The sequence below is a fragment of the Chryseobacterium sp. A321 genome (genome assembly GCF_054489265.1).
The window spans coordinates 1,199,205-1,223,733 of record NZ_JBTMWZ010000001.1; the positions used below are offsets into that span (position 1 = coordinate 1,199,205).

Annotated in this window: 20 protein-coding genes; 12 read left to right on the forward strand and 8 right to left on the reverse strand. The window is 40.9% G+C overall.

What is annotated here, in order from left to right:
• Positions 1–3: 3 nt before the first annotated feature.
• Together ACX3PZ_RS05715 and ACX3PZ_RS05720 are read left to right on the forward strand one after the other, a co-directional pair.
• The gene (locus ACX3PZ_RS05715; RefSeq protein ID WP_459112186.1) at positions 4–2,223 is read left to right on the forward strand and encodes an ATP-binding protein; all 2,220 of its coding nucleotides are present in this window, start codon (positions 4–6) and stop codon (positions 2,221–2,223) included.
• Between the two features lies 1 nt (position 2,224).
• Positions 2,225–3,454 (forward strand): hypothetical protein, encoded by a 1,230-nt coding sequence (locus ACX3PZ_RS05720; protein ID WP_459112187.1) that lies wholly within the window; start codon positions 2,225–2,227, stop codon positions 3,452–3,454.
• Positions 3,455–4,150: 696 nt separating this feature from the next.
• Here the strand turns inward: ACX3PZ_RS05720 and ACX3PZ_RS05725 are convergent.
• The gene (locus ACX3PZ_RS05725; protein ID WP_459112188.1) at positions 4,151–4,612 is read right to left on the reverse strand and encodes an AAA family ATPase; all 462 of its coding nucleotides are present in this window, start codon (positions 4,610–4,612) and stop codon (positions 4,151–4,153) included.
• A gap of 165 nt (positions 4,613–4,777) precedes the next feature.
• Positions 4,778–5,536 carry an exodeoxyribonuclease III gene (locus ACX3PZ_RS05730; protein WP_459112189.1) on the reverse strand — a complete coding sequence of 253 codons (759 nt, stop codon included), beginning with the start codon at positions 5,534–5,536 and terminating at the stop codon, positions 4,778–4,780.
• A 331-nt stretch (positions 5,537–5,867) separates the two neighbouring features.
• Here ACX3PZ_RS05730 and ACX3PZ_RS05735 point away from each other — a divergent pair, with 331 nt between their 5' ends.
• Positions 5,868–7,436 carry a hypothetical protein gene (locus ACX3PZ_RS05735; protein WP_459112190.1) on the forward strand — a complete coding sequence of 523 codons (1,569 nt, stop codon included), beginning with the start codon at positions 5,868–5,870 and terminating at the stop codon, positions 7,434–7,436.
• Here ACX3PZ_RS05735 and ACX3PZ_RS05740 read toward each other — a convergent pair.
• Positions 7,418–7,663, reverse strand: coding sequence for a hypothetical protein (locus ACX3PZ_RS05740; RefSeq protein ID WP_459112191.1), 246 nt, complete (start codon positions 7,661–7,663; stop codon positions 7,418–7,420). The two genes, ACX3PZ_RS05735 and ACX3PZ_RS05740, sit on opposite strands and share 19 nt — an antisense overlap.
• A gap of 152 nt (positions 7,664–7,815) precedes the next feature.
• On the opposite strand from ACX3PZ_RS05740, the gene ACX3PZ_RS05745 reads away from it, so the two are divergent.
• Together ACX3PZ_RS05745 and ACX3PZ_RS05750 are read left to right on the forward strand one after the other, a co-directional pair.
• Positions 7,816–9,090, forward strand: coding sequence for a hypothetical protein (locus tag ACX3PZ_RS05745; protein WP_459112192.1), 1,275 nt, complete (start codon positions 7,816–7,818; stop codon positions 9,088–9,090).
• Between the two features lie 590 nt (positions 9,091–9,680).
• Positions 9,681–10,010 (forward strand): hypothetical protein, encoded by a 330-nt coding sequence (locus ACX3PZ_RS05750; protein WP_459112193.1) that lies wholly within the window; start codon positions 9,681–9,683, stop codon positions 10,008–10,010.
• 144 nt (positions 10,011–10,154) lie between these two features.
• Here ACX3PZ_RS05750 and htpG read toward each other — a convergent pair whose 3' ends face one another.
• On the reverse strand, positions 10,155–12,056 hold the full coding sequence (htpG, locus tag ACX3PZ_RS05755; RefSeq protein ID WP_459112194.1) for a molecular chaperone HtpG: 1,902 nt from the start codon (positions 12,054–12,056) through the stop codon (positions 10,155–10,157).
• A gap of 359 nt (positions 12,057–12,415) precedes the next feature.
• Here htpG and ACX3PZ_RS05760 point away from each other — a divergent pair, with 359 nt between their 5' ends.
• The 3 genes from ACX3PZ_RS05760 (at position 12,416) to ACX3PZ_RS05770 (ending at position 17,303) form a co-directional block, all read left to right on the forward strand.
• The gene (locus ACX3PZ_RS05760; RefSeq protein ID WP_459112195.1) at positions 12,416–14,542 is read left to right on the forward strand and encodes a TonB-dependent receptor; all 2,127 of its coding nucleotides are present in this window, start codon (positions 12,416–12,418) and stop codon (positions 14,540–14,542) included.
• Between the two features lie 11 nt (positions 14,543–14,553).
• Positions 14,554–15,744, forward strand: coding sequence for a PepSY-associated TM helix domain-containing protein (locus ACX3PZ_RS05765; RefSeq protein WP_459112196.1), 1,191 nt, complete (start codon positions 14,554–14,556; stop codon positions 15,742–15,744).
• A 341-nt stretch (positions 15,745–16,085) separates the two neighbouring features.
• A complete protein-coding gene (locus ACX3PZ_RS05770; protein WP_459083563.1) occupies positions 16,086–17,303 on the forward strand; it encodes an HD domain-containing protein in 1,218 nt (405 codons plus the stop codon).
• A gap of 19 nt (positions 17,304–17,322) precedes the next feature.
• On the opposite strand, the gene ACX3PZ_RS05775 is transcribed toward ACX3PZ_RS05770, so the two are convergent.
• Positions 17,323–18,546 (reverse strand): hypothetical protein, encoded by a 1,224-nt coding sequence (locus ACX3PZ_RS05775; RefSeq protein WP_459112197.1) that lies wholly within the window; start codon positions 18,544–18,546, stop codon positions 17,323–17,325.
• A gap of 256 nt (positions 18,547–18,802) precedes the next feature.
• On the opposite strand from ACX3PZ_RS05775, the gene ACX3PZ_RS05780 reads away from it, so the two are divergent.
• On the forward strand, positions 18,803–19,255 hold the full coding sequence (locus ACX3PZ_RS05780) for a hypothetical protein (RefSeq protein ID WP_459112198.1): 453 nt from the start codon (positions 18,803–18,805) through the stop codon (positions 19,253–19,255).
• 13 nt (positions 19,256–19,268) lie between these two features.
• Here the strand turns inward: ACX3PZ_RS05780 and ACX3PZ_RS05785 are convergent, their stop codons facing one another.
• From ACX3PZ_RS05785 to ACX3PZ_RS05795, 3 genes are read right to left on the reverse strand one after another with little or no spacing between them, the layout of a single operon-like run.
• Positions 19,269–20,210, reverse strand: coding sequence for a hypothetical protein (locus ACX3PZ_RS05785; RefSeq protein ID WP_459112199.1), 942 nt, complete (start codon positions 20,208–20,210; stop codon positions 19,269–19,271).
• 43 nt (positions 20,211–20,253) lie between these two features.
• The gene (locus tag ACX3PZ_RS05790) at positions 20,254–21,693 is read right to left on the reverse strand and encodes a pyridoxal phosphate-dependent decarboxylase family protein (protein WP_459112200.1); all 1,440 of its coding nucleotides are present in this window, start codon (positions 21,691–21,693) and stop codon (positions 20,254–20,256) included.
• A 23-nt stretch (positions 21,694–21,716) separates the two neighbouring features.
• A complete protein-coding gene (locus ACX3PZ_RS05795) occupies positions 21,717–22,154 on the reverse strand; it encodes a carboxymuconolactone decarboxylase family protein (protein ID WP_459112201.1) in 438 nt (145 codons plus the stop codon).
• Positions 22,155–22,411: 257 nt separating this feature from the next.
• Between ACX3PZ_RS05795 and ACX3PZ_RS05800 the strand changes: the two genes are divergently transcribed.
• From ACX3PZ_RS05800 to ACX3PZ_RS05810, 3 genes are all read left to right on the forward strand, one after another.
• Positions 22,412–23,209: an META domain-containing protein gene (locus ACX3PZ_RS05800; RefSeq protein ID WP_459112202.1), complete on the forward strand. Its 798-nt coding sequence runs from the start codon at positions 22,412–22,414 to the stop codon at positions 23,207–23,209.
• Between the two features lie 56 nt (positions 23,210–23,265).
• Positions 23,266–23,412 (forward strand): hypothetical protein, encoded by a 147-nt coding sequence (locus ACX3PZ_RS05805; protein WP_459083570.1) that lies wholly within the window; start codon positions 23,266–23,268, stop codon positions 23,410–23,412.
• Between the two features lie 339 nt (positions 23,413–23,751).
• The gene (locus ACX3PZ_RS05810; protein WP_459083571.1) at positions 23,752–24,507 is read left to right on the forward strand and encodes a LuxR C-terminal-related transcriptional regulator; all 756 of its coding nucleotides are present in this window, start codon (positions 23,752–23,754) and stop codon (positions 24,505–24,507) included.
• The last annotated feature ends 22 nt before the right edge of the window (positions 24,508–24,529 follow it).

Below are 24,529 nucleotides of genomic sequence, written 5' to 3' on the forward strand. Positions count from 1 at the left end.
ATTATGTCAGAAAGAAAAAAATATAGTCAACCATTTAAGCCTTATGCGAGGCTTATGAATATTATTGGTGATCAGTTGATTACCGATAAGAAGGTAGCTGTTATTGAGGTTATAAAAAATAGTTATGATGCTGATGCCGAAAATGTTCAGGTTCGTTTTTTTAATTTGAAAAATTATGGATTAGGTTATTTACCTGAGAATGAACAACCATATATTGAGATAGAAGATGATGGAGATGGGATGACTTTGGAAATTATCGAAAAAGTTTGGCTACGACCTGCAACTCCTAGTAAGTATGAGAAAAAGGTTCGTAAGCAAAACGAAACCAAAAAAGGCAGAATTATTCAAGGAGAAAAAGGTATTGGGAGATTTGCTATTCACAAACTTGGGGAAAAAATTGAGCTGTTTACCAAATCGAAAGGACATAATGAGGTAAAACTAGAAATGGACTTTACGGAATTTAATCCAGAAAAAGTTGATTTGTTTAATCAACCAACAGATATTGACTTTAAACTATTAGAGCAGGTTGATAATACTTGGTATGAAAACACGACTCCTGAGGTAATTAAAAAGGAGAAAGGTACTTTAATCAGAATATCTCATTTAAGAGAGCATTGGAAAGAATTTGATTTTGAAGAGTTGTATAAATCGGTACAAAGATTAATTCCTCCAGTAGATGAAAATGCTAAAAAGTTAGGTATTGATTTTAAGCAGGATTTTAATATTGAGATCTATAAAGGTGATGATATTTATAGTTCTGAAGATGCTACCACATTCAAAGATGTTATTGAAAGAGCTCAATTTAAAATGATTGGGACGGTTTCAGATAAAGGTATTTTATCTTTTGAATATGAATCAAAAGCACCTCAAAGAGCTATTCAAAAAACTATAAATTTATTTGATGTAGAGGATCTTGATAGGAATGGGTATGATTTGTATGCAATTAAAAAAGGATTTAAGAATAGTAAAGAGCTTTCTTGTGGTGAATTTAAGTTTTCATTTTATGCATTTGATTTAAATAAACCTAATAAACTACTTATTACTCAGGCTATTAAATCTTTTGTAAAGGACAATTTTGTTTTTGTACTAAGAGATGGTGTTAGAGTGTATCCTTATGGCGAAAAAGGCATAGACTGGTTGAATCTGGATAAATTACGATCAACAGTTAAGGCTGGTCAGTTTATTAGCTACAATGACCTTACTGGGTTTGTGTATATAAGCCAGAAAGAAAATCCAAAACTAAAAGATGCTTCTAATCGCCAAGGTATTATGAATGTGGATGGTGCTTTAGATGATTTCCAAAATCTAGTCACTGCTGTTACAGAAATATTAAACATTGAAAGTAAAATTGATAAGCAAAAATTAGCGATCAAGAAGAGATCATACGGGGAATCTAATGATGTGGTATCCAGATCTTTTAATAGTCTAAAGACTAGCCTTGAAAAAATCAATGATAGGGAAGTTTTAGAAAAGGCAAATAACTTTCTTAAGACTGTAGAGAATCATAATAACCTTATCAAAGAACGTATGCTCACTGTGGAAGACTTGGCAGGATTAGGAATGGCTGTCGAAAAAGCCTCTCATGATGCTCTGACAATATTATCCAAAATGCGTGGAAATATTAGGGATTTCAAAATAAAGGCTCAAAAGTCTAACTATCGGAATGAGGAACTAATTGATTTATTAAGCGAATTGGATGAAAATCTAAATTTCGTGTATGATGAAATGCAAGTTATCCAACCTCTGTTTAAAAATCAACGCAAAGCCATTCAAAATATTAGTATTTATGAGAGTATAGAAAAAGTTCTGAAATATTTTAGAAGGGATATAAATGGAAAGATCAATATAAGGGTTATTAAGGATAATGACATTAAAGTTAAGACGAACACAGGTCTTATACTTCAAATTCTTATAAACCTTTTGGATAATGCCATCTATTGGGTCAACAGTAATGAAACGAAAGGGAAAGAAATTATATTAAAGTTAAACACAAAAGAAAACACATTGATCATAGCAGATAGTGGCTCTGGAATCAGAGAAGACGTAGCTTCTTTTGTTTTCGATGAATTTTTCTCTCTAAAATCAGATGGTCGTGGGTTGGGATTATATATCGTTAAAGAAATTCTTCTCCGGATTAATGGGGAAATATTTGTGCTTGATCAAGAGAAAGACAAGCTCTTATCAGGAGCCAATTTTATCATCAAATTTAATCAGGAATTGTAGTATGGAAGGAGTTATACTATTTGCAGACGATCATATTTTCGAAGCAGGAAGGACTGAAAATGCTTTATTTCAGAAATTTAATAACGAAAGAAATTTTTCAATTCTCCCAATCAACAATTTAAATAACTTAGAAAAAACTGTTACGTCAATATCTACTTACAAGGCTTTAATTCTTGATTGGAATTTTGAGAGAAATATAGATGGTGATGAAGAGGATGGCTTGGATATTCCTGATGAAACTCCTTTAGAATTTCTAAAGTCTAATAAAGTATATTCGCTCGTCTATGTTTATTCTCGGGCAAATATAAGCCAAGAGATAAAAGATGAATTACAAGCCTTATATCCTGGAAAGATCTTTTTTGAAACAAAAAATGAAGGTAACGAAGCTAATACCGAATATGAAAAGATAATTGCAGGGATTAGTCAATTTGAAAAAAATAATAGACACTTAAATGTTCCTTTTATCTGGAGTCAGGCTATTAATAAATCTTCACAAGAAATTTTTTCAGAATTAGAACTAGCAGACCCAAATTGGATAAAGGAAATTTATACTACGGCACAAAATGACGGAACAGAGCCTAATACAGGAGTAATTGGTGTGTTTCAAAATCTTTTGAGTGAGTCCATCATTCAAAACAAACAGCTTTTAAATGCTATTGATGCAAGTGCAGCGGAAGAGGAAATTGAGGTTCAGGACAAGGAAGAATCTTTAGCTAAGCTATACAATAGAATTTATTATACTAAGCTAAAAGATGACGCTCCTCTAATGACAGGAGATATATTTCAATTTAGTCATGATGAATATGCAATTCTTTTTACTCCTGAATGTGACGTAAATGCTAAAAAGGAAAAAGCATTAGAATTTCTCATCTTTAATAGAAAAAAATTTGATGATTTTCTGGAAAATAAGAAAAAATATAAAAAGGCAGATTTTGAACAGGTAAAAGAAGGAAAATTGAAAGGTATAACGAAAGAGTTTAACAACGGTATTACGAGTCATCATATTCTACCATCTTTTCCTTTTGAGCCAAATAAGCACAATGACTCCGCATTAATTGATTTTGAAACAGCTTTTATTGTTAAGGTTATAGCGGATTTTGAGGGAAAAAGATCGGGATACAAACTCAACTCTCCTTACATTTATCAATTGCGACAAAGATATTTAGCATATATCGGAAGAGTTGGTGTACCTGCAATTCCACAGAGCTTAAAGCTGTATAACTTAAAATAGTTTTTAGCAAATATTTAACCCATATTAATGGTATACTTATGTTTAACCTTAAGAATCTAAAAAAGCAAACTACTCACAATAATCGTTGTGATCGCAGGTTAGCGAAACTTACGGCTATTGGTCAAGAAACATCAAGGATCATCTGTTATTGAAAATGCAATATCCAATATCAAAGCTAATCAGAGGTCATTCATTATCTATGGGGAACCTTAAAGTGGTAAAACAGAAATGATGATTGCGCTAACTGCAAAATTACTGGGTGAAGGATTCAAAATCATTGTCGCTCTTCTAAATGTTAGCGTTTAGCTATTAGGACAAAATTTAGAACGGTTTCAACCTTCTGGCTTATCACCGTCACCTAAAAAATTCAGTGAGATTTTGTCACCTGAGGTAAAAATTGGAGAGCGACAATGGGTTATTTTCTGCAAGAAGAATTCCAGTGATTACAAAAGCTTATTCATAAACTGAATGGCATTGACAATTGCGTTGTAATTGATGATGAAGCAGATTACGCTACGCCCAATTCAAAAATTAATAAGAAAGAAGCAAGGAAAATAAATTGACTGGTAAGTTAATAGGAAAAAAAGTATTTATATCGAAGTAACAGCAACTCCAGCTAGACTGGACTTGAATCGAACACTGGATTGATTTTCCTCCTCATTCAAATCATACTGGACAAGATATTTTTTTCATGTTTCAACAGTCCAAAAGTCTCGTAATTGCGTTAGCGAAGGTGTACTGCTGAACAATTTCTCGCCAGGATAGAGGGAAGAGTTGATGTTCCCATTTGCGACCTGTAAGAGGTTCATTTATTTTCTTGCCTAAATCAAGTGAGGAGGATCCAGTTATAATCAATTGCTTTCCTAGATTGGCATCAATGAGGAGTTTGGCAACTATACCTATGTTTTCAATGCGCTGCGCTTCATCTAGAAAAATCACATCGAAGGGTTCCACTGAACTGAAATGAAAATTAAAATTAGCGTCCGCGAGTTGTAATCGAACTTGAGGGACATCACTGTTTAATTTTAATACATTTTGATCTCTTACAAGCTCTTGGATGAGAGTCGTTTTTCCGACTTGGCGTGGGCCAAGTAGAATTAAGGCTTTTTTGTTATCCCAATCCTCTAGAAGTTGAGTTGTAATTTCTCGTGTGATCATATTATTAAAATACAATTTCTTAAAGATTATTAGGTGTAATATGTGGACTTTTTGTGGCTGTAATCCCAAAAAGTTATAACTTTTTAGGGTTGTAACCACAAAAAGTAATATTTTTTCAATCCTTATGTAGAGTATTGTGGTCTAGTGAATGTAGATTTTGAAGTCCTAAAACTCAACCAGGACAGGGCAGTGATCCGAGTGAAAGGCTTCTTTTAAGATCGCAGCTCTTGTAAGTCGGTCTTTCATGGGGTAGGATACGAAGTTATAATCGAGTCTCCAACCCTTGTTTCTAGCCCTTGAATTTTGTCGGTAGCTCCACCAAGAATAGTGATCCGGTTGGTCATTGAAATGTCGGAAACTATCAATAAGTTCACACTCTTCAATAAACTTGGTCATCCATTCTCTTTCCATAGGAAGGAAGCCTGAGGTGTTTTTAAGGCCTTCGGGATTGTGAATGTCAATTGCCTTGTGGCAAATGTTGAAATCCCCTGAAATAATCAGATTTGGAATCGTTTTACGAAGTTCTTTAATGTAGTCTAAAAAGTCATTACAAAATTCCATCTTGAAATCCAATCGCTCAATGTTAGAAGCAGAAGGGACATAAACAGAGATCACGGAGTAGTCTTCAAAGTCTGCTCTAAGGATTCTACCTTCGTTGTCGTACTTTTCAATTCCGCATCCGTAAATGACCTGTTTAGGTTTTACTTTGGAAGCGATTCCCACGCCGCTATATCCTTTCTTTTGAGCACTGTGCCAATAGTTGTAATAGCCCGCCGTTTCAAATTGAGCGGTGTCAATTTGGTCATTCCCAGCTTTGCTTTCTTGAATGCAAATCACGTCTGGGTCTGCCACTTTTAGCCAGCCCACAAAATCCTTTGTAAATGCGGCGCGAATACCGTTTACGTTGTAGCTTATTAGTCTCATAGTACAATAATACGAATTTTAGGGCGGATTTTATCTGGGTTCAGCATGCTTTTTCTATTGCTACTTTTCCGATTTCCCTTCTGGTGAAGAAGGTTACAGGCACATCTAGTCCCCAACGGATTAGGAGTTTTGTGTCTTTAAGAGTAAGGCTCGCTTGGGGACTAAAAATACCTAGTATTGGGTATTTCTTCGTTTCCTTATTATGCTCAGTTTTGTGCCACTCGGGGACTCTTTGAAAAAACGCTCAGCTTAAGGCTCTTTTTTTAGTTTTCCTAAAGGACTTCTGGCTCCTCCCGAGTCGACACGAAACGAACCTTTAAAAATATACCCTATGAAACTCAGTCCCCCAGTAAAGAAATGGATTCTAGGCTATTCTGGCTTACGCTTCGCCTCTCTTTTTGCTTTTTTACTCTTGTGCTCTGCTTCAGGCCTAAGGGCTCAAATTTCGAGCGGTGATCCCGTCTCTTTTGTTTATCAAACCGGTTATGTGACCAGCATGGAATCCTTTAAAGTTTTGCTTATTAGTTCGCATCTTATAGACTTTAAAGAAGATCAGCTCGGCAGCACTACGGTGGAGACCCAGCACTTTCTGAATTTTGGTAAGCTACTTGAGAGAATCGAGTTCGACGAAGCCGTACCTGGCTGGAACGATTATGACAACCTTGCATTTAACTCCCCCACAGTTGAAGTTATAACCACTGCCTTACATCCTGAAATCAGTAGGCGGTATTCCATTTTGAGCTCCGATACAAAACGTGAGGCGGCGCTCAAAATCAGAACAGGCATCATTGAGGAACACCTTGCTCGCGGGTATAAGGTCTACCAGATTGACTTTGATCCGGCTCGGCTTTCAGATTATAAGTACCTGGCGACGGGTAGCGGCTGGCAGGATGCCACACTCAGACGACACGATGCGCTTTCGCCCCTGTATGTTCCTAGGTATCGCAAAGGCGAGATTCGCTCGATGGTTGAGGATTTAGGCGAACGTTTATCGGTTGTGAGTACCGGCCTTACGGTGGAATCCAAGACATCCTCCGAAGCAGAAAAATCTGAAATTAATTACGTTTTGATCGCTCAGGGTCTTGAACTTGAGGGGGATGCGTTTGTAAGAAGTGAAGGCCCGTTCAGTGAAAATGCGCTCCTTAAATACCAAGAAGCCTATTCTTATGCACCGACCGAGGAATTGCGCCAAAAGATTGCCCAAGTAAGCTCTTTAGCGGTCGCCTCCGAGGGCATTGCGCACGGGGTCGTGGGAATCGAGAACGCGTTAGACAAATGGGATGTTCCCACTTTTTTCGGTTGGCAATTAACCTACGCGGGCGGCATGAAAGTCGAGGCGTCTCCAGGCGTGAAGTCCGAACCTTTTCATGTGGATCTACAACTGGCCAGTTATCGACTTATTGCCTATAATTTCGGGTTCTCTTACAGCAGTTCTCCCTCGTTTCAGTATTCGCTTATGAATCAAAATTCGCAGCCGGTCTCGGCCGCGCCCGCCGAATTTACGCAGCAAAATGTCAATTTATCCTTTGCCCTGGGCGTTGGAATTCCGATAAAATCTCTGGTGCTTTACGGGCTGTATGGCGCCGAATTTCCCATCTTTCAAAATTACACCCTGCTCAGCACTCAGTATAGCGAGGCCTCTGATTTTGCGGATAGCTTTAAGCATCAACTTCGTCCTTACGGCAAGTTCGGGATTCATTTTTCAATTCCTAAAACCGCACTTGCCCTAGGGGTTCAATACAGCATTCGATCCTTCAAAAGTGAAAAAATCCTGGAGCTGGGGAGCGTGAATACGGAAATGAGGGCCGGGTCCTCTACCTATTATTTACATAAGCCCCTGAGCGATTCCTACCGATACAATCTCTTTGGCGTGAGCTTAATTTACAAACTCCATGAATAACAAAATGCCCTGCCTGAAAGCAGGGGATTTTGTTTGGGTTGATAGTCGCGAAGTGGCCTTCTAAATCTTGGTTTCTTGTTTAGATAAAGTAGGTTAGGCCTTTTCCTTTTAGGAGGTTTTGAGAAAGCTTGAACCAAAGCAAGGGCTTTTTTGATTTTGGTTCTTTCGTCCACATCGTCCACTTGGGGCGGATTTTGGGTGTGGAACAATGCTTTTTCTTCACCCATTTTTTTCTTTTTCCGTCTGTTAAGGGATATTAGAAGCAGGTTCTGGCTAGCTTTGCAATTATTGCTTTTTTTTCATAATTTAGAATCCTGCTTTTTCAAATTTTGGTAGTATAGAATTTAAGGAAGCAGAATTACCAGCAATTAAAAAAACTATGCCCGAAAATCTCTCGCAAATCGCTGAGGAGTCCTCTATTTCTGTCTCGAAATCGGAGCTCCTATCGCGAGTTAGAATTAAATATGTAAAACCTCTCGATTCCGTTAAGAGTTTTGATGAGCTAAGTGAACTAACGCAGGTCAGTCCGCAGACTCTTAGACGACTTTTTGGAAAGATCAAGTCTTCCCATAAAACGAATCGCTCTACGCTATCCATGCTTTGTCAATACATTGGGTACAAAGACTGGGACAGCTTCTGTCTTTCCCTTGGATCCACCGAATCTGTCAGCAAAGAGGATAAGGATATCATAGATGCAATGGAAATCTTTTTCAAGAATGGAGAAAAATACCAAGATGGATATCACCAAAACACGACCATCGTAGGCACGTTGAACGAATATACTCATTACATATACAAATCGCTTGACCATTTTAAATATTTTTACGAGAAGTATAGAGACAACCCGTGGGTTGTGGAGTATATCCTGGCGTGGGTTCCGAATTACAATTTATTTGGAACTCCTTATGTGCGGCAAGCGATGGAAGATCTCGTCAGAAGCACAAAGGTCAACCATGTGAAATTGTCTCAGACCAATCTTCTCTGTTTTGGTGCGCTTATGGCAAATGACGATGCAGAATTCTCGCGGCATTTTAAAACGATTTCTTCTATTTACGAGGCTTATCAGGCCGATGGAGATTATATGCCTTACCATGAGATGCGTTATACGACCGTTCAGCTCATGGATGGAAAATCAGATCCGAATTTAATCATAAAAGCCTATTTGAGGAATCTGGAAGGGCAAAATCTTTCGTCAAGCCATAAGCAAGAGCTTTTGGTCTTTTTTGCCAATACGCTTATCTGGCTCAGGCTTTATGAAGAAGGATTTGAACTCCTTCAAGAAGCAAAGTATTTTTACAAACCGTTACAAGAAAAAATCGAGAAATCCTACGTCCATTATTTTGGAATGAACTTCGCGTTTCTAAAAGTGAGTTTTGCCCTGTTGTATAAAGCCTTAGACAAGCCTCTTCCTCCACAATTTGAAATTGAATATACAGATTTTACGGACCAGGCGGATCTCCTTTACCATAGGTATACCAAAGGTCTATACCTGGTGTATCGGATCCTCTTAGCGAAGTCCACTACTCAAAAGAAGTCCCTTATGATCGAGCTTTCCCAGGTGATAGAGAAAACGCATTATACAAGACTTTACAATATACTTCGCGATTTAGATCCTGACTTTTCAAGGTACACAAAGGACCCCCTTTCTTCCTAAATGTTCAACTTAAGCAACCTTGGATTTATTTTTAAACCGTCCAAGTTCTGGTCCTGAAGTTCTAATTCAAGACTTTACCTTGTCCTTCGTTATCTAGAGGGGGATTTTTGAGTGCACGCCGAAGACAACTTTTCTTACTAAATGTTCAACTTGGACAAACTTGGATTTCTTTTTAAAGAATCCAAGTTCTAATTTTGGACATCGAAACACAAATGAGGAAAGAAAACACGAAGCTTTGATTTTACGAATTGCCATCTTTACGCAGATCAACGCTATTTTTAACTTCTAAAATGCGAGGATGGCAATTTACTTTTTTCATTGGAAGTTTCAAGACGGCGTAAGCGACAAGCAAGCAAATAGAATAAACCTTGATAAATTCAATATTTCAAAGGATCATTCCTTTTTCAGCAGGTCCAAAGGGGGAAGAGACTATACTACTCAATAAAACTAATTTCCATTGCAAATTTCCCCCTTTCTTGGACCTTGTAGACTTTTGAGCCGAGTAGGTGAGTGTCAAGTGAATTTCATTTTTTATAAGAGTCCTTGCTACTTCCTGAAAGAAAAATAAAAAAACTAAAAACATCTGAATCATGAAAAATAGAAGCTACGAGTCCCCTTCGTTCCAAAAGAAAGCGAATCCAGAGGTCCAAGTGACCCACAATACTCAGTTAATTGCCCAAAGCAAGTTGGTCCGTAGTAGAGAATTCTATTATAAAGTTCTTATTTACGGAGGATTAGTGATTGAATTTTTAGCTTTACTCTCAATTTTTAATACAGAATCTCTTTTTAGTTCGGTTTGGGCAAGTGCATTTGGATTTCTTGTTTTTGCAATGGGTCTTGTTCTCTTTTGTATATCGCCTGAAGGCTCTCCTCGCTCGCACCGTCGAGAGCTACGCAAACAAGATAATTTTACGGTATAAAAAGCAAGAAGTCTAACTCTTTTTCGTTAGCTCGTATGCACCTAGAGGACTTACTAGCTATTGCCTTAAAAACATTTTTGAATGAAACTAAAAATCCCCCTGAAGAGAAACTTCAGGGGGACTTCTATACTTTGAATCGGTGGTTTATTTACCGACTAAGTCTTTGTAGCTTGTTTGGATAAAGTCCGTGAGGTCTTTTCCTTTCAGGAGATTCTGAGAAAGCTTAGCCAAATCGAGGGCTCTTTTGATTTTGGCGTTTTTGTCCTCTTCGCTGCCTTCTTCAAGAATTTTTCCGGCTAAATCGCTGTTGGTGTTCACCACGAGGTTGTACATCTCAGGGAAGCTTCCCATGCCAAACATACCGCCGCCACCGCCCGTCGCTTGCATGTCTTTCATACGACGGATGAACTCCGGTTGGGTGATTAAAAACGGCGCATCGGTGCTGTCCATATCTTCCAATTGAACCGTGAAGGTTGAATCGTTTATCGTGGATTCGATGCTGGTTTTAAGGGTTTCTTTTTCCGTATCCGTGAGCTTTGAAATTGGCACATCGTCTTTCTTAATTAAGTTGTTGATGTGATCCGCGTCCACTCTTACGAACTGGATCTTGTCTTTTGAGCTTTCCAATTTTTGAATCAGGTGCGGGGCAATTGGAGAATCTAACAGAAGAACTTCGTACCCTTTGTCCTGAGCCGCTTGGATGTAGCTATGCTGCTCACTTGGATTCGATGCGTAAAGCACAATAAAGTTACCGTCCTTGTTTGTCTGCGCTTCTTTGTGCTGCGCCTCAAACTCATTCCATAGGTAGTGTTTTCCATCCACCGACGGGTAAAGGGCGAACTTCTCGGATTTCTCATAGAATTTATCTTCTGAGATCATCCCGTATTCAATCACCACTTTTATATCGTTCCATTTCTGCTCGTAGTCCTCTCGGTTTTCTCCAATTAGAGAAACCATTTTGTCTGCTACTTTTTTCGTGATGTACGACGATATTTTCTTTACCGCTCCGTCTGCTTGCAAATAAGAGCGAGAGACATTCAGCGGAATGTCAGGGGAATCAATTACCCCTCTGAGTAGCATTAAGAAGTCGGGAACAATTCCTTTGACTTCGTCCGTTACAAACACTTGGTTTTGATACAGCTGAATTTTATCCTTTTCAATGTTCACGTTATTCCCTAGTTTCGGGAAGAACAGGATTCCGGTTAAATTAAACGGGTAATCCACGTTTAAGTGAATGTGGAAGAGCGGGTCTTCGAACTGCATCGGGTAGAGTTCCCGGTAGAAGTTCTTGTAGTCTTCTGGCCCTAGTTCTGAGGGAGACTTGGTCCAAGCCGGGCTTGGGTTGTTAATGATGTTATCGACCTCGATGGTTTCAGGTTTCGCATCTTCTGCTGCATCTTCTGGTAAAGGCAAGGTCTCGGACCTCGTTCCAAATTTAATTGGAATCGGCATGAACTTGTTGTACTTCGTAAGAAGCTCTCTGATTTTGCCCTCTTCTAAGAACTCAGTAGAATCCTCGGCAATGTGAAGAATAATCTCAGTACCGCGCGACGTTTTTTCGTCGGTCTCTTCCAGTGTGTACTCCGGACTTCCGTCGCAGATCCATCGTACCGCTTTTTCTTCTTCGCGGTAGGATTTCGTTAGAATCTCCACTTTACTTGCCACCATAAAGGCCGAGTAAAACCCAAGGCCAAAGTGTCCGATAATTCCGGAGTCTTTTGCGCCTTCCTTGTATTTCGCTAGGAATTCTTCCGCTCCCGAAAAAGCAATTTGGTTAATGTATTTTTCAACCTCTTGGCCACTCATCCCAATTCCTTGGTCGATGATGCGAAGGGTTTTGCTTTCTTTGTCAAGTTTAATTTCAATCTGAGGGTTGCCGTAATCCACCTTGGCTTCGCCCAGGCTGATTAAATGCTTTAATTTAAGGGTCGCATCGGTGGCATTGGAGATTAATTCTCTTAGAAAAATCTCATGGTCGCTGTAAAGGAATTTCTTAATCAGCGGAAAAATGTTTTCTACAGATACATTGATATTTCCTGATCTCATAATGGGGTTGTTTTTTAATTGCCACGGAAATCTCAAAAAAAATACCAACGCGCTCAAGGTGACAATTTGTCCTAACTGAGGGAGGCAGCCTATAACTCTACTTGCGGCCAGGAAGTTTTACGAGCCCTGTAAGGCATGGTAAAGAAATTCAATTTTTTTTTTGATCGAGTTGAGGTGAACGCGATTCTAGCCCCTAAAGGCTTTCGTAGTCAGCGATTCCGAGCGCTCTTTTAAATCGATTCGAGCCTTGTGCGATTTCTTATTTAAACTGTGTGTTGTAAGTTTATTTAGAATAGTTAAAAATAACAAAAAATATTTTTTACTTTTGCGGCACTCATTGGAAAAAATTATCCCTTTTTATGAAAAAAACTGTTGTTGCATTAGGACTCTTAGGGGCCGTTTTTTTAAGCGCCCAAGAATCAGACTCTCTTAAAGAAAATCGTATTGACGAAGTGCTTGTGACAGCAAGCCGTAAAGTCGAAAGCATTAAAGAGGTACCGTCCTCGGTGACCATTGTGGGAAAAAAGGACATCCAGCTTCAAATGAGTGTCAATTCCGATGTGACGGCGATCTTGCAGAACACCGTTCCCAGTTTAGCCAACACCACCTATAGAACCAGCAGCACAGGCCAAACCCTTCGAGGGCGTAACGTCCTGGTCTTAATCGACGGCATTCCCCAGTCCACACCACTAAGAAACGGAGGCCGGGATTTAAGAACCATTGACCCTACAGCCCTAGAGCGCATTGAGGTCATCAAGGGAGCGACTTCCATATACGGGAATGGAGCCGACGGGGGGATTATTAATTACATCACTAGAAAAGCCGACCCAAATAAACCCCTAAGCGGAATTACCCAAGTGGGACTTACCGCTCAGCCTTACAGCGGCACTCTAGGGTACCGCGCGAGTCAGTATCTATCGGGACAAAAAAACAAGTTTGATTTTGCCCTCACTTTAGCCTATGAACGCACCGGCTTACTTAAGGATGCGGAGGGGCAGAACATGAGCACCACCTACAGTCCGGCGGAAATGGATAATTACAACGGGATGCTTAAAGTGGGATACGATATCAACTCGGATCAGCGCCTGGAACTAAGTTATATTGGCTACGCTTCAAGGTCTCAGCTGGATTTTGGAAATAAAGTCGGGGTCTTTGGAGAAACCGCTACCATAGGAGATACTTCGGTTTTAAAGGATCCGAGAGAAGTGCCCCAAGGCACCCCAAGAAACCACAATGCTAAATTAAGCTACGTACATAACCAAATCTTTAAAAATACGGCCCTGGATGTGAATTTATACTACCAAGACTTTAGAACTGTGTACGGCTTTAGCAGCGAAAAAACCTTTTTAAACGGAGGGCAGTCCAACATTAAATCCAGAAAGAAAGGCCTTCGATTCAATTTGGATACCCACCTGGTGAGCGGAAAAAATTCAACCGTCGATTTGATATACGGAGCCGATATTCTAAACGACGTCACCGCCCAAAAATTGGAAGACGGTCGCTTCTGGACCCCAAACATGGACATGGTGAATGTGGCCCCTTTTGCCTTGGTAAAATTGGACCTTGGTAAAAAATGGATTCTTAAGGGCGGACTTCGCTATGAGAATGCCAAAGTGGACGTGAGTGATTTTAACACCGTTTCGAGGTACAATAAAGTGACCGATGACTATACAGAGAGCATCTTTGTTCAAGGTGGGGAAATCAATTACAACAGCCTTGTGGGGAACTTCGGGATTCGTTACAACTTAAACGAGGCCGTGCAGTTCTATTCCAGCTGGTCTCAGTCTTTTGTGATCAACGAGCTGGGGCGAATTCTTCGCGAATCCACCAAAAGCATCATCTCCGAGCTGCCTACCGATCCGATTATCGCCAACAACTATGAGTTTGGGGCGACCGGAAGACCGGTGAAGTGGCTGGATTACGAAATGACGGCCTACGTGAGCAGCTCCAAGTTCGGGGCCTCGTATTTTACCACCCCGGAAGGGAAATTTGACATTCTTAGAGCCCCGGAAGTAATCTACGGCGTCGAAGGCTACATTAACCTTTACCCCACATCCTGGCTTAGCCTAGGAACCAACTACAGTTATATTGAAGGACTACTAGACGAAGACAACGACGGAAACTACGAGAAGAAAATTTACAATGCCCGCATCATGGCGCCCCGTATGATTTCCTACATCCAGCTTAGACCTAGTGCCAATTTTAGTGCACAGCTTAGCATGGTCAATAATTTCAAGCAGCAGGCCTCGCAGGCACCTAACGCGAAGGGCTTATACGGGTATGGGGAGGCTCCCGTGCCGGCGTATACGCTCTTTAACTTGGCCAGCTCGTATCGTTATAACCAAAATTGGAAAGTAAGTTTTGGAGTGGAGAACCTATTTAACAAGCTCTACCAACCTAGCATTGCTTGGTGGACCGCGCGCGATGCGGACTTCTCGAACGCGCCAGGAATGCGCGGAACCTTGACCTTAGAATATAAATTTTAATCACGGCTTCTATGGCAAAGAAAAAACGAGCACTCACCGGTCAACTGCACCTTTACCTAGGACTGCTGGTGGGGGTTATTGTGTTTATTTTGTCCCTTAGCGGATCGCTTTATGTCTTTAAAGACGAGGTGCAAAACTCCCTTCGAAGGGAGGCGATTTGGCATCAGAACCCCGAAGCTTTGAAAAAAGCGCCGCTGAAAATTAGCCAGATTATGGAGAGGGTGGGTGAGCAGAAAGGCCCAAAGGAGCCTATCGGATGGATTACCGTGCCCCTCAACAAACAAAAGACGTACTGGTTTCATTTGTATAAAAGAAATCGGGATGGCAATACGTACCTCTCAGAGTTTGAGCTCAATAAATCCGCGTACGTCGATCCTTTTACGGGCAAGATTAAAGCAATTTACGACGAGCGAACGGACTTCTTTTTTATTACCCTAAGACTCCATTATTCCTTACTGCTGGGCGGTAAAATAGGCAGTTGGGTGGCGGGTATTGCCACGCTCATTTTTGTAGTCATGCTCATTACCGGCCTTATCTTGTGGTTTCCGAAAAAGAAAATCAATTGGAAAAAGGCCCTCACGTTTCAGTGGAAAGAGGGGACCTCGTGGAAGCGTAAGAACTACGATCTGCACAATGTACTTGGATTTTACAGCGCCTTTGTGGGCCTCATTCTGGGTATAACCGGTCTTTATTACGCGTTTAAAATCGTACCGACGATTCTGTACTTTGTGTTTTCTGGCGGAGCGAGTGCGCCGGATTATACAGCCGGTCTTGAGTCGCAAACGAAGATCGTCCTTAGCCAAGGCCAGGTTTTGGACCGCATCTCCGAGCAAATCGAAGCGGCTCATCCCACGGCGGCTTCCTACGATCTTATGATTGAGGGCAAAGGCAAGGCAGGAGATCCCCGGCCCTACATCCTGGTGCAGGTAAGGCAATTGGAGTACTCGCTTCACCAGCGACACAAAATGTACTTTGATAAAAACTCCGGCGACTTGCTGCTCCATGTGCCTTATGGGCATTTAGGCTTTGGCGAAAAGGCCGTTCTCGCTAATTTCGATGTGCACACAGGACAGATTTGGGGACTCTTTGGCAAGGTCATCGCCTTTCTAGCAGGACTGGTTTTAGCGAGCCTTCCTGTAACTGGTTTTCTCGTATGGTGGGCGAAAAGAAAAAAGGCCAATCGCAAAGCTCGCTCCTTGTAGAGGCTGAAATAAAAACGGAGAAGATCCCATAGAATCTTCTCCGCACTAAAACCAGTAAAAATAAACTATGAAAAAAAACTACTGGCTTTAGAATTGTGAAAAATAGATGCTTTCTTTTTTTTCTCTCACCTCCCTCTTTTCCTAATCCATGAGATGAGCGTTTATTTTATAATATATTCTGCTACTTCTTAAGTTCAAAAATACGACCAATCTCTCTTAAGTTATGGTTAATTAATCTACGCAAGTAGTTAAATTTGAGTTAATTTTGTAGAGGATCCATTCCAAAGGAATTTCTTTTTTTTGAATACCTTTGTCCACTCTACTTGAAGACCCGTTTTCCAATGCAAAACAAACTTAAAATCATCAACGATCCGGTTCACGGATTTATTAAAATCACTTCACCGCTCATTTTTGATGTACTGGAGCATCCTTATTTTCAAAGACTCAGAAGAATTGGTCAGACGGGTCTTTTGAATTTGGTTTTTCCTGGGGCCACCCATACACGATTTCATCATGCGATCGGAGCGATGCATCTTATGTTTACGGCGCTGGAAACCTTGAAACTAAAAGGAGTAGAGATTTCAAAAAAAGAACAAGAATCTGCGCTCTTAGCGATCCTTTTGCACGATATAGGGCACGGGCCTTTTTCGCATGCACTTGAAAACATGCTCTTTGAGGATTACCATCATGAGAAACTCTCGTTACTTTTAATGCAGGACCTAAACGGGCAGTTCTCAGGGGAACTCACTCTTGCCATCGAAATGTTTCAAGGACGCTACTTCAGAGGCTTTTTTAATGAACTCATTTCCTCTCAACTGGACGTAGACCGCCTGGACTATCTAAGACGCGATAGTTTCTATTCGGGAGTCTCGGAGGGAAGCATCAATACAGAGAGAATCCTCTCCATGCTAAATGTATCAAATGACCAACTGGTCATTGATGCAAAAGGAGTTTACTCCATTGAGAATTATTTAACGGCCCGAATGTTTATGTACTGGCAGGTCTATTACCACAAGACCGCGGCCTTACTTGAGCATCTACTCGTTAGGATTCTTGCTCGGGCAAGAACCCTTACATTAGAAGGAGTTCCGTTAGAAGCGCCAGAGAATCTTCGCTATTTTCTGTACAAACCCAAACATTCTGCTGCCAGCAAAGGGGACATAGAGCGCTTTACGCAACTAGACGATAACGATGTGATTCAAGCCCTTAAATTATGGCAAAATCATGAGGACGTTGTGCTGTCTTATTTCTGCAAGTGTGTATTAGGAAGAAGAATACCCAAAACCATTTTGGCCTCCCAGCCTTTTTCAAGGGAGTTTGCTCAGGAAAAGATTAAACTTACCGATGCGCAGTTTGGCGCCGGACTTGGACAAGAACTGGTGGGAGAGATTTCGAGAAGTTTACTTCCTTACAACTCGGAAAAACAACCCATTCATCTTCTTCGGAAAAACGGACAGAAAGTATCTCTCAGTGAGTTTGAGAACCAGATTCTCACCAGTTCCATGACCAGTGAGAACACAAAGTACATCCTTTATTTTCCTCGAGAGATTCTTTCGTAATAGCTTTATTTTTCGTTCTTTAGAACGAAAGTTGAACGAGTAGATCGGCCCTTTGGGAAGGTCCTACCTTTTCTTTTTCTAGGAAGCTATACGCGGTATGAAGTTTAAGTGCAGAACGAAGGAAGTACTTGCTAATTCCAAGGGTGAAGGCGCTGCTTTTCTGAAGAACTGAATTCTGCATGGAGCTGTACTCGGGTGCAATGGAGGCGTAGCGAAGATCAATTCCAAGTCCTTTTGGAAAACTATAACCCATTTGCAAATTGTACGCTTTTCCTAAGGATAAGTAGGAGTATAATTCCTTCGCTTCGCCCACAAGGTCTTCTCCATTCTCATGCTTTGCAAGGGTCGAGTTTCCAGAAGTACGGGCCTTTGCCAATTCCGTAAAGAAAGAAAAGCCCCGGTATTTGAAAAGTAAATCGGCGTAGATTTTCTCGTAGTTGGGATATACCGCATTTAGGTCCTTGTCGAGCAGTAGAAAATCTCCATGGCCTTCTCCTGATTTGTGGCTTACGCCCTGGTTGTAAGAATAGGCAGCTCCTAAAACAAGTTTTGGACTGGGCTCGTGTTGTAGGTCCCCAATCGTTAAGGACTTTTGGTCTTTGAAAAAGCCAAAAGGATAGAAATCCAGTCGGGCTCCGTATTTAAGTCCTCCGATGTCGTTACTTAGTACATTGCGACCGTCGCCCGAAGTAATCGCGACTTGGGGTACGAGTTTTAATTCTTTTTTTCCAAGAACCATTTCTCCATACACACCAAGCTCTCGTCCGCTTGCACCAAAAGCACTGCTGAGTAGACTTTTGTCCTGAAAGGTGAGTTTAGAGGATTTGAGTATGAGTTCTTTGTTGTTTAAGGGCGTTTGTTTTTGACCTAGAGAAAGCGTGATGTTTTTGGTAGGCTGGTACGCGATCCATGCATCTAAAAAGGCATCCTTGAGTCCAAAATCCAATTGAACCGTCGCACTTAGTTTTTCTTCAGGTGCCTCTGCTTTTAGGGTTAAAAACAAATGACTTAACCGAAATTGCGAGGTGCTAGGCACCTCTTTAAAACTCTCATGGGAATAGAGAGTTTGAAGGTACCCACTTACAGAAATATCAAAAGGTTTTTTGAGGGAAGGCTCGGGGAGTCTTTCTTCTAAAACGGATACTTCTGCCGCTTTTAGGGAAGGTTGTAAAGTGTCAGCCGTTTTTTGCGCAAAGGAAAAAGCGCAAAGAGTGGCAAAGAGTAGACATAGGGAAGTTCTCATAGAATTGGTTTTTTTTAGGCAGGAATGCCGGGGTTAATTGAGCTCGTTTCAAGGTTGTTTTTCTAGTATAAAATTAAGCGTTTTTTAAGGTTCAATCTCTTATTTCACCCGGCTTATTTTCCTGACATTGGTCAGGGAAATTAGGGCTTGGAAAAGGGAGGGAAGAACAGGGGTGCGTCCTTTGTTACGCACTTGAAGAATTAGTTTATATTTGAGAAAGCAAATTCTAATTTTTCACCTATTAAATTCGATAAAGATGGAATCAGGGCAAAAACGTTTTCAGGATCAAAATCTTCAGCTGCAAGAATTTTTGCATCAAGTGGATGTGGAATGTCCCAAGTGTGGGAAAATGGCCACCGCGATTCGGGACGAAGAAAAGAAAATGGCGACCCTTCGATGTTCCCACTGTGGACTTTTGAAAACCAAATCCATGGAGGTGAAAATCATGGGCAAAACCGCCCTCTACAAAGTGGCTGCTCACGAGTACTTCGAGGTGAATTTATGGTACAGAACTCCGTTTAAGGACTATCAGATTGTCGCGTATAATTTAGCTCATCTGCTCTACCTTGAACAGTACATAGGGGCAAAGCTAAGGGAACATAAGGACCGAGAGCATTTTACGCTCCTTGAAAAGCTTCCGAAGTTTTACCATGAAGCAAAACATCGCGATGCGCTTTTAAAGAAAATAGCTCAGCTGAAAAAAAAGTAAATCGAGCCCTGGATTAATCGCAGAAGGACCCCAGGGTTGAAAAGTACTGGGCAATGTATTGCCCTTTGGAAATTTTAAGGGGAGATAAGTCTTTCTTCGTACTTACCATTTCAAAAGGTTCTGAGCTTGATTTTAGCTTTTGAAAATATTGGACCTTAGGCTCCGCGTAGGAAAGGATTCCCTCATCTGATATTTGGATCTTTCCATAAGGAAGCACAATTCTGTGCAAATGGTTGCCCTCACTGTAGAGTAGAATGGCCTCACATTCCTGAGTTTGAATTCTTAAATCCGGAAAACGGTCCTTTTCTTTTTCGAAGGCTAAAGGAAGCTCTTCTTCGAGGTAGTCAAAATTCTCCTGACGTCTAGCTTGATCTTTTGCGGCGTAATAAGGATAGCTCAAAATCGAGTTTCGGTGTTCATGTACGAAAATATCGGGATGCATTGTGGTATAAGCCTTCCACTCTTTTTTCGCTTCATTTTGAGTCATCACGCCTTTTTTGATTTTGGAATTGATAACCAAATCATAAAGTGCCTTTGTCATTTGGGCTTTGTCATTTTCTTGAGCAAATAAAGCAACATATCGGGTTTTTTGAACTTCCTTATCAAAATCTCTCAAAGTGACGCGGGTTGAAACCATTTTTTTTGGGAAATGAAGAAAAAGAGATTCATTTTCCGTACTGATACCAATGACTTTTGAAAAATCCAAATCAGAATTTTGGAATTGGGCAATTTCGCCCTCTACCTTATGGTAGAAAAAGAAATTAAAATTTCCATCGGACTCGGGCTGCAGTGCATCTTTGCGAAACATAAAGGAGGATCCTTCGTCAGAATAAGGAGCGTAATTATACAGCGTTTGATTAATCTTTTGAGTGATTTCTTCTACCGTTTGCGCGCTCGAGTAAAGCGCACAAAGAAGAAATAGAAGGCTCATTCTTAGGGTGTTATTTCGTTTCATGGGGTAAGTTTGTGCGACGAAGATAGAAAATAATGAAATACAATTAAGATTCTTTTTCCAAAACTTTTTGAAGATTTTCTTCAATCATTTGAACCGCTAAGTCGATCGTCTCTTTTTTCGTGCGAAAAGAGAGGATGGCCATTCGGATGACAAACTTCGAAGCAATCTGGGTCGAACTAAGAAAAACTCTGCCGTCGCGATGAATTTCTTCTAGCAATCTGCGGTTTTTTTCCTCGCTTTTGGATTCAAAAGGAAACCAAAAATAACTTACGCTTAAGTCTGGCTCTGGGCCCAGGCAGAATCCTAAGGACTCCAGTTTTTTTCGGAAGTACTTCGTGAGAAGCAGTTTTTCTTCAAGACAGCTAACAAACGGCTCAAGACCGTGCAGCTGTAAGGGAAGCCATACACGAAGTCCTCGGAAATGTTTGGTCAGTTCTGGGGATAGATTGGCAGGGCTTTGCAACAGTTCCATCTGCTGCCCGTCCTGCATGTAATTCGCCGTGTAATAATGCGAGTGAAGAACATCCTTCGCTTCTTTGACAAGCACGGCACCTACGCCGTACGGGAGAAAGAGTCCCTTGTGGGGATCGACAATGAGTGAGTCGGCTCTTTCAATGCCACTAAATTTCTCTTTTTGCGAAGAGAGGATAAACATGCCTCCATAGGCTGCATCGACATGAAACCATAGGTGATTCTGCTGAGCAATATCTGCAAGTTCATTTAAAGGATCGATAGTTCCCGTATCTGTGGTTCCCGCGGTCGCCACGATGAGAAAAGGGCTTAGCCCCTTTTCAAGATCCGCATGTAGGATTTCATTTAATTTACTGGGGATCATTCTGTGCTCTGAATCTAGGGGGACAAACCGAAGGATGGCATCTTCCAATCCTAGGATTCGCAGTGCTTTTTGAGAAGAGTGATGGACCTGTGAACTTAAATAGACCACGCTTTTGGGGATTCTTTCGTTTTTAATTTTATGATGGTCTCTAGCGGCAGTAAAAGCAACGAGAGTGGAAATGGATCCTCCGGAGCATAGGGTTCCCACCGCATGTTTAGGAAAAGAGAACACCGTCTTTAGCCACTCGATCACTTCGTTCTCGAGGGTGGCCGCTCCGGGAGAAGCGTAGTACACACTTGCGTAGGGGTTGGTGATGGCCGCAATAAAATCCGCGAGGGCAGCGCTAAAGAGTCCCCCGCCTGGAATGTAGCCTAAGTGTTTAGGGGAGGCGGCATTGATTCCTGTCTGCGCAACTTCGCGGTGGTAGGTTTTGAGAAGCTCGGAGAGGTTTTTCCTTTCTCCTGTGATTTGTAAGTTTCCAATTTCCTTTTTTTGATATCCTTTCCCTTTCTCAAGGCTGCTTAGGAAAAATTCACTGTACGATTCTATTTCTCGAAAAGACTCCTGCCTTTGAGATTCGTTTGGTTCTAACTGATCGCTAGAAATTCTTAGTTTGTCTAATTCTGCACTGATTTGTTCAAGGTCCATCGGCTATTGGTTTTTAAAGAACTTTAATCTAGTTCGTTTTCAAGCGTGATTCCAAGGCGGTTCCATCCGTTAATCGTGACAATCGCCATAAGGACCGCGGCGAGCTGCTGATCGCTCAAATGCGCTTTGGCCTCCGCGTAAGCTTCGTCTGAAATAGGACCCTTCGAGATGAGAGTCACTTTTTCTGTAAGAGCCAGTACAGCCCTTTCTTTGGGCGTATAGAGTTTGGTTTCTCTCCAAGCATCCAGAAGAAAAATTCTTTGTGGCGTTTCTCCAATTTTTAGGGCGTCTCTAGTGTGCATATTTAGACAATAAGCGCACCCGTTGAGTTGCGAGGCTCTAATCTTTATTAATTCAAATAGGTTTTTGTCAAGTCCACTTTGGCTCAAGTATTTTTCAAGTCCTAACATGGCTTGAAGGGCGGCGGGGTCTGCAGTTGCAAGTTGAATTCGATGGCTCATAGGGTGAATTTAAGGGGTTGAAAATTGTTCCATAGTTTAAAAAAGCTTTTTTTGAGGGGTAAATACTCCCCTTAATCAAAGGGATCTAAAGGTACAGAACTATTTTTATTTTGAGGGAAAAGGCGTAGGTTAATTTTTAGAAGAGAGTGAGCCCGAGGGGAGGAAACGAAAACCACTGGAGAGCCTTTCTCTACGGGAGTGGGCTTAGAGCCTTGGCATAAAAGTTGACTTAAAGAAGGAGTAGAAATAAAAGAATTATGAAATATACAATTTATGGGGCCGCTTTTGCCGCTATGCTTAGTTTTAGCTCTTGCAGTGTGCAGGACTCTTCCCAAACTCAAACCGAAACACAGATGAACGAAACACCTTTAGAAGGAACGAAATGGAGACTTGTGGAGTTGAACGGACAAAAGGTGCCTGATTTGGTGAATGGAAAAATGCCGTTCTTAAAGATTGATGCGCAGAGCGGAAGGTATTCTGCGTGGGCAGGTTGTAACGGAATCGGAGGACAACTTGAGAAGCCTACTTCGGGAAAAATTGAATTTGCACAAGGAATGTCTACGATGATGGCTTGTGAAAATATGCAATATGAAACGGGTTTAAATAAAGTTTTGACCACCGCAGACAATTATACCATCAAAGACGGCGTTCTTTCTTTAAACAAAGCGCGCATGGCCCCACTTGCAAGGTTTGAGGCCGTAAGCGAAGCAGAGCTTGCCAAAGAATTAGAAGGACAGTGGGAAGTCGATTATATTGCGGATCCAAGCGTGGAGTTTTCAGCGCTTTACCCAAATGGGAAACCTACCCTTAGTTTTGATGCAGCGACAGGAAAGGTTCACGGTACCAGTAGTTGTAACAATTACAATACAGAGGCTAAATTAGAAAACGGAGGAATCCAATTTGGAGAAATCATGTCCACAAAAATGGCCTGTGAGGGTCAGGGCGAAGCTGTATTTTTCAACAGTCTGAAGAAAGTGAATAAATATAGCTTGAACGGAAATACCCTTACACTGATTACAGGCGATATTGCCATCATGAGACTTCAGAAAAAATAGAACTTGATAAAAAATACGCGGTCTATTCCTTTTTGATTTTTTGAAAGTTTTATAGAATGGCCTGTGATGGAGTAAAGACGGAAGAAGCTTTTTTTAAAGTCTTACGCTCTGATTTACTCTATGTTCCAACAGAGGATACACTTGTTTTAAAAGACAAAACCGAAAAAGAAATAGCCAAGCTTAAAGCGGTTTATCTTCGATAGGTTCGATATTTTAAAATTTCAAAAATAAACTCCTTAGGGTTTTCTTTCGTACCGGACAAAAATCGGTAGAAAGAAGACCCTTTTTTTTATAAAATTTTAAAGGATACCCCTGTATAGGGACTCGCTACTTCCTAAAAATAGAGGGCTTCTTCCTTTTTTTGATTGCTCTGAGATTTTAAAAACCTTTGTGGTAATGGATGAAATCAATGAATTGGACGATTGCTAAACGATTTGAAAATTGATTGAGAATAATATGGTAAGTATTGTGTATATTTACCACAAACTACCAAAAGGTTTGTTTTGTGTAAAAACAAATCAAAACTAAAAACTCTTTTAACCGTGGACGAAATTAAAAAATTAGCGAAGATTTGGGATTCCATTCCGAATTCGAAAAGTCAGCAAGTCGAATTGTCCGTCAAGAAAATTGTCAAGAAGTATCTGGACTTGTTTCATTTTGGTGATTATTTTTATGTCGTATTTAACACCCAAACCACAGAGATGGAATTTGTGGATCCAGGGGTTGAAAAAGTTTTGGGAATTGCGCCTAAGGAGTTTACCCTAGAATGGATCTTAGGAAACCTTCATTCTGAGGACAGTCCCTATTACTTTCATTACGAAAAAAGTGCGGTCAAGTTTTTCACTTCCCTTGACAAGGAGCACTTTTTCAAATACAAGTTCTCTTATGATTATCGACTCCGTACGGAGGGAGGCATTTACAAGAGAGTCCTACAACAAGTCGTTCCAGTTTATTATTTTCCTCAGGGAGGCGCAAGAACACTGGCCATCTTTACGGATCTTACCCACCTAAATATCACCGGAATTCCTAAGCTTTCCTTTATTGGAATGGAAGAGGCACCCTCGTATTACAATGTACACCTGACAGAGGAGTTTAATGCGCAAGACAGCCTACTGTCGCCTAGGGAAAAGGAGATTTTAGGTTTCGTTATTCAAGGGCATACGAGCCAAAGTATTGCAGATAGACTCTGCCGCAGTGTGCATACCGTGAGAACACACCGCAAAAATATCCTTGAAAAGTCGGGCTGCATTTCGCTTCAAGAATTGATCGCACGCTCCGTACGTGAGGGTTGGATTTAAGTTTGAGAGCTAGAAAAGTCTT

What these genes read in the sequence shown, in the direction of transcription:
- ACX3PZ_RS05715 (WP_459112186.1), top strand. Translation starts at nt 4, where the DNA reads ATGTCAGAAAGAAAAAAATATAGTCAACCATTTAAGCCTTATGCGAGG.
- ACX3PZ_RS05720 (WP_459112187.1), top strand. Translation starts at nt 2,225, where the DNA reads ATGGAAGGAGTTATACTATTTGCAGACGATCATATTTTCGAAGCAGGA.
- ACX3PZ_RS05725 (WP_459112188.1), bottom strand. Translation starts at nt 4,612, where the DNA reads ATGATCACACGAGAAATTACAACTCAACTTCTAGAGGATTGGGATAAC.
- ACX3PZ_RS05730 (WP_459112189.1), bottom strand. Translation starts at nt 5,536, where the DNA reads ATGAGACTAATAAGCTACAACGTAAACGGTATTCGCGCCGCATTTACA.
- ACX3PZ_RS05735 (WP_459112190.1), top strand. Translation starts at nt 5,868, where the DNA reads ATGAAACTCAGTCCCCCAGTAAAGAAATGGATTCTAGGCTATTCTGGC.
- ACX3PZ_RS05740 (WP_459112191.1), bottom strand. Translation starts at nt 7,663, where the DNA reads ATGGGTGAAGAAAAAGCATTGTTCCACACCCAAAATCCGCCCCAAGTG.
- ACX3PZ_RS05745 (WP_459112192.1), top strand. Translation starts at nt 7,816, where the DNA reads ATGCCCGAAAATCTCTCGCAAATCGCTGAGGAGTCCTCTATTTCTGTC.
- ACX3PZ_RS05750 (WP_459112193.1), top strand. Translation starts at nt 9,681, where the DNA reads ATGAAAAATAGAAGCTACGAGTCCCCTTCGTTCCAAAAGAAAGCGAAT.
- htpG (WP_459112194.1), bottom strand. Translation starts at nt 12,056, where the DNA reads ATGAGATCAGGAAATATCAATGTATCTGTAGAAAACATTTTTCCGCTG.
- ACX3PZ_RS05760 (WP_459112195.1), top strand. Translation starts at nt 12,416, where the DNA reads ATGAAAAAAACTGTTGTTGCATTAGGACTCTTAGGGGCCGTTTTTTTA.
- ACX3PZ_RS05765 (WP_459112196.1), top strand. Translation starts at nt 14,554, where the DNA reads ATGGCAAAGAAAAAACGAGCACTCACCGGTCAACTGCACCTTTACCTA.
- ACX3PZ_RS05770 (WP_459083563.1), top strand. Translation starts at nt 16,086, where the DNA reads ATGCAAAACAAACTTAAAATCATCAACGATCCGGTTCACGGATTTATT.
- ACX3PZ_RS05775 (WP_459112197.1), bottom strand. Translation starts at nt 18,546, where the DNA reads ATGAGAACTTCCCTATGTCTACTCTTTGCCACTCTTTGCGCTTTTTCC.
- ACX3PZ_RS05780 (WP_459112198.1), top strand. Translation starts at nt 18,803, where the DNA reads ATGGAATCAGGGCAAAAACGTTTTCAGGATCAAAATCTTCAGCTGCAA.
- ACX3PZ_RS05785 (WP_459112199.1), bottom strand. Translation starts at nt 20,210, where the DNA reads ATGAAACGAAATAACACCCTAAGAATGAGCCTTCTATTTCTTCTTTGT.
- ACX3PZ_RS05790 (WP_459112200.1), bottom strand. Translation starts at nt 21,693, where the DNA reads ATGGACCTTGAACAAATCAGTGCAGAATTAGACAAACTAAGAATTTCT.
- ACX3PZ_RS05795 (WP_459112201.1), bottom strand. Translation starts at nt 22,154, where the DNA reads ATGAGCCATCGAATTCAACTTGCAACTGCAGACCCCGCCGCCCTTCAA.
- ACX3PZ_RS05800 (WP_459112202.1), top strand. Translation starts at nt 22,412, where the DNA reads ATGAAATATACAATTTATGGGGCCGCTTTTGCCGCTATGCTTAGTTTT.
- ACX3PZ_RS05805 (WP_459083570.1), top strand. Translation starts at nt 23,266, where the DNA reads ATGGCCTGTGATGGAGTAAAGACGGAAGAAGCTTTTTTTAAAGTCTTA.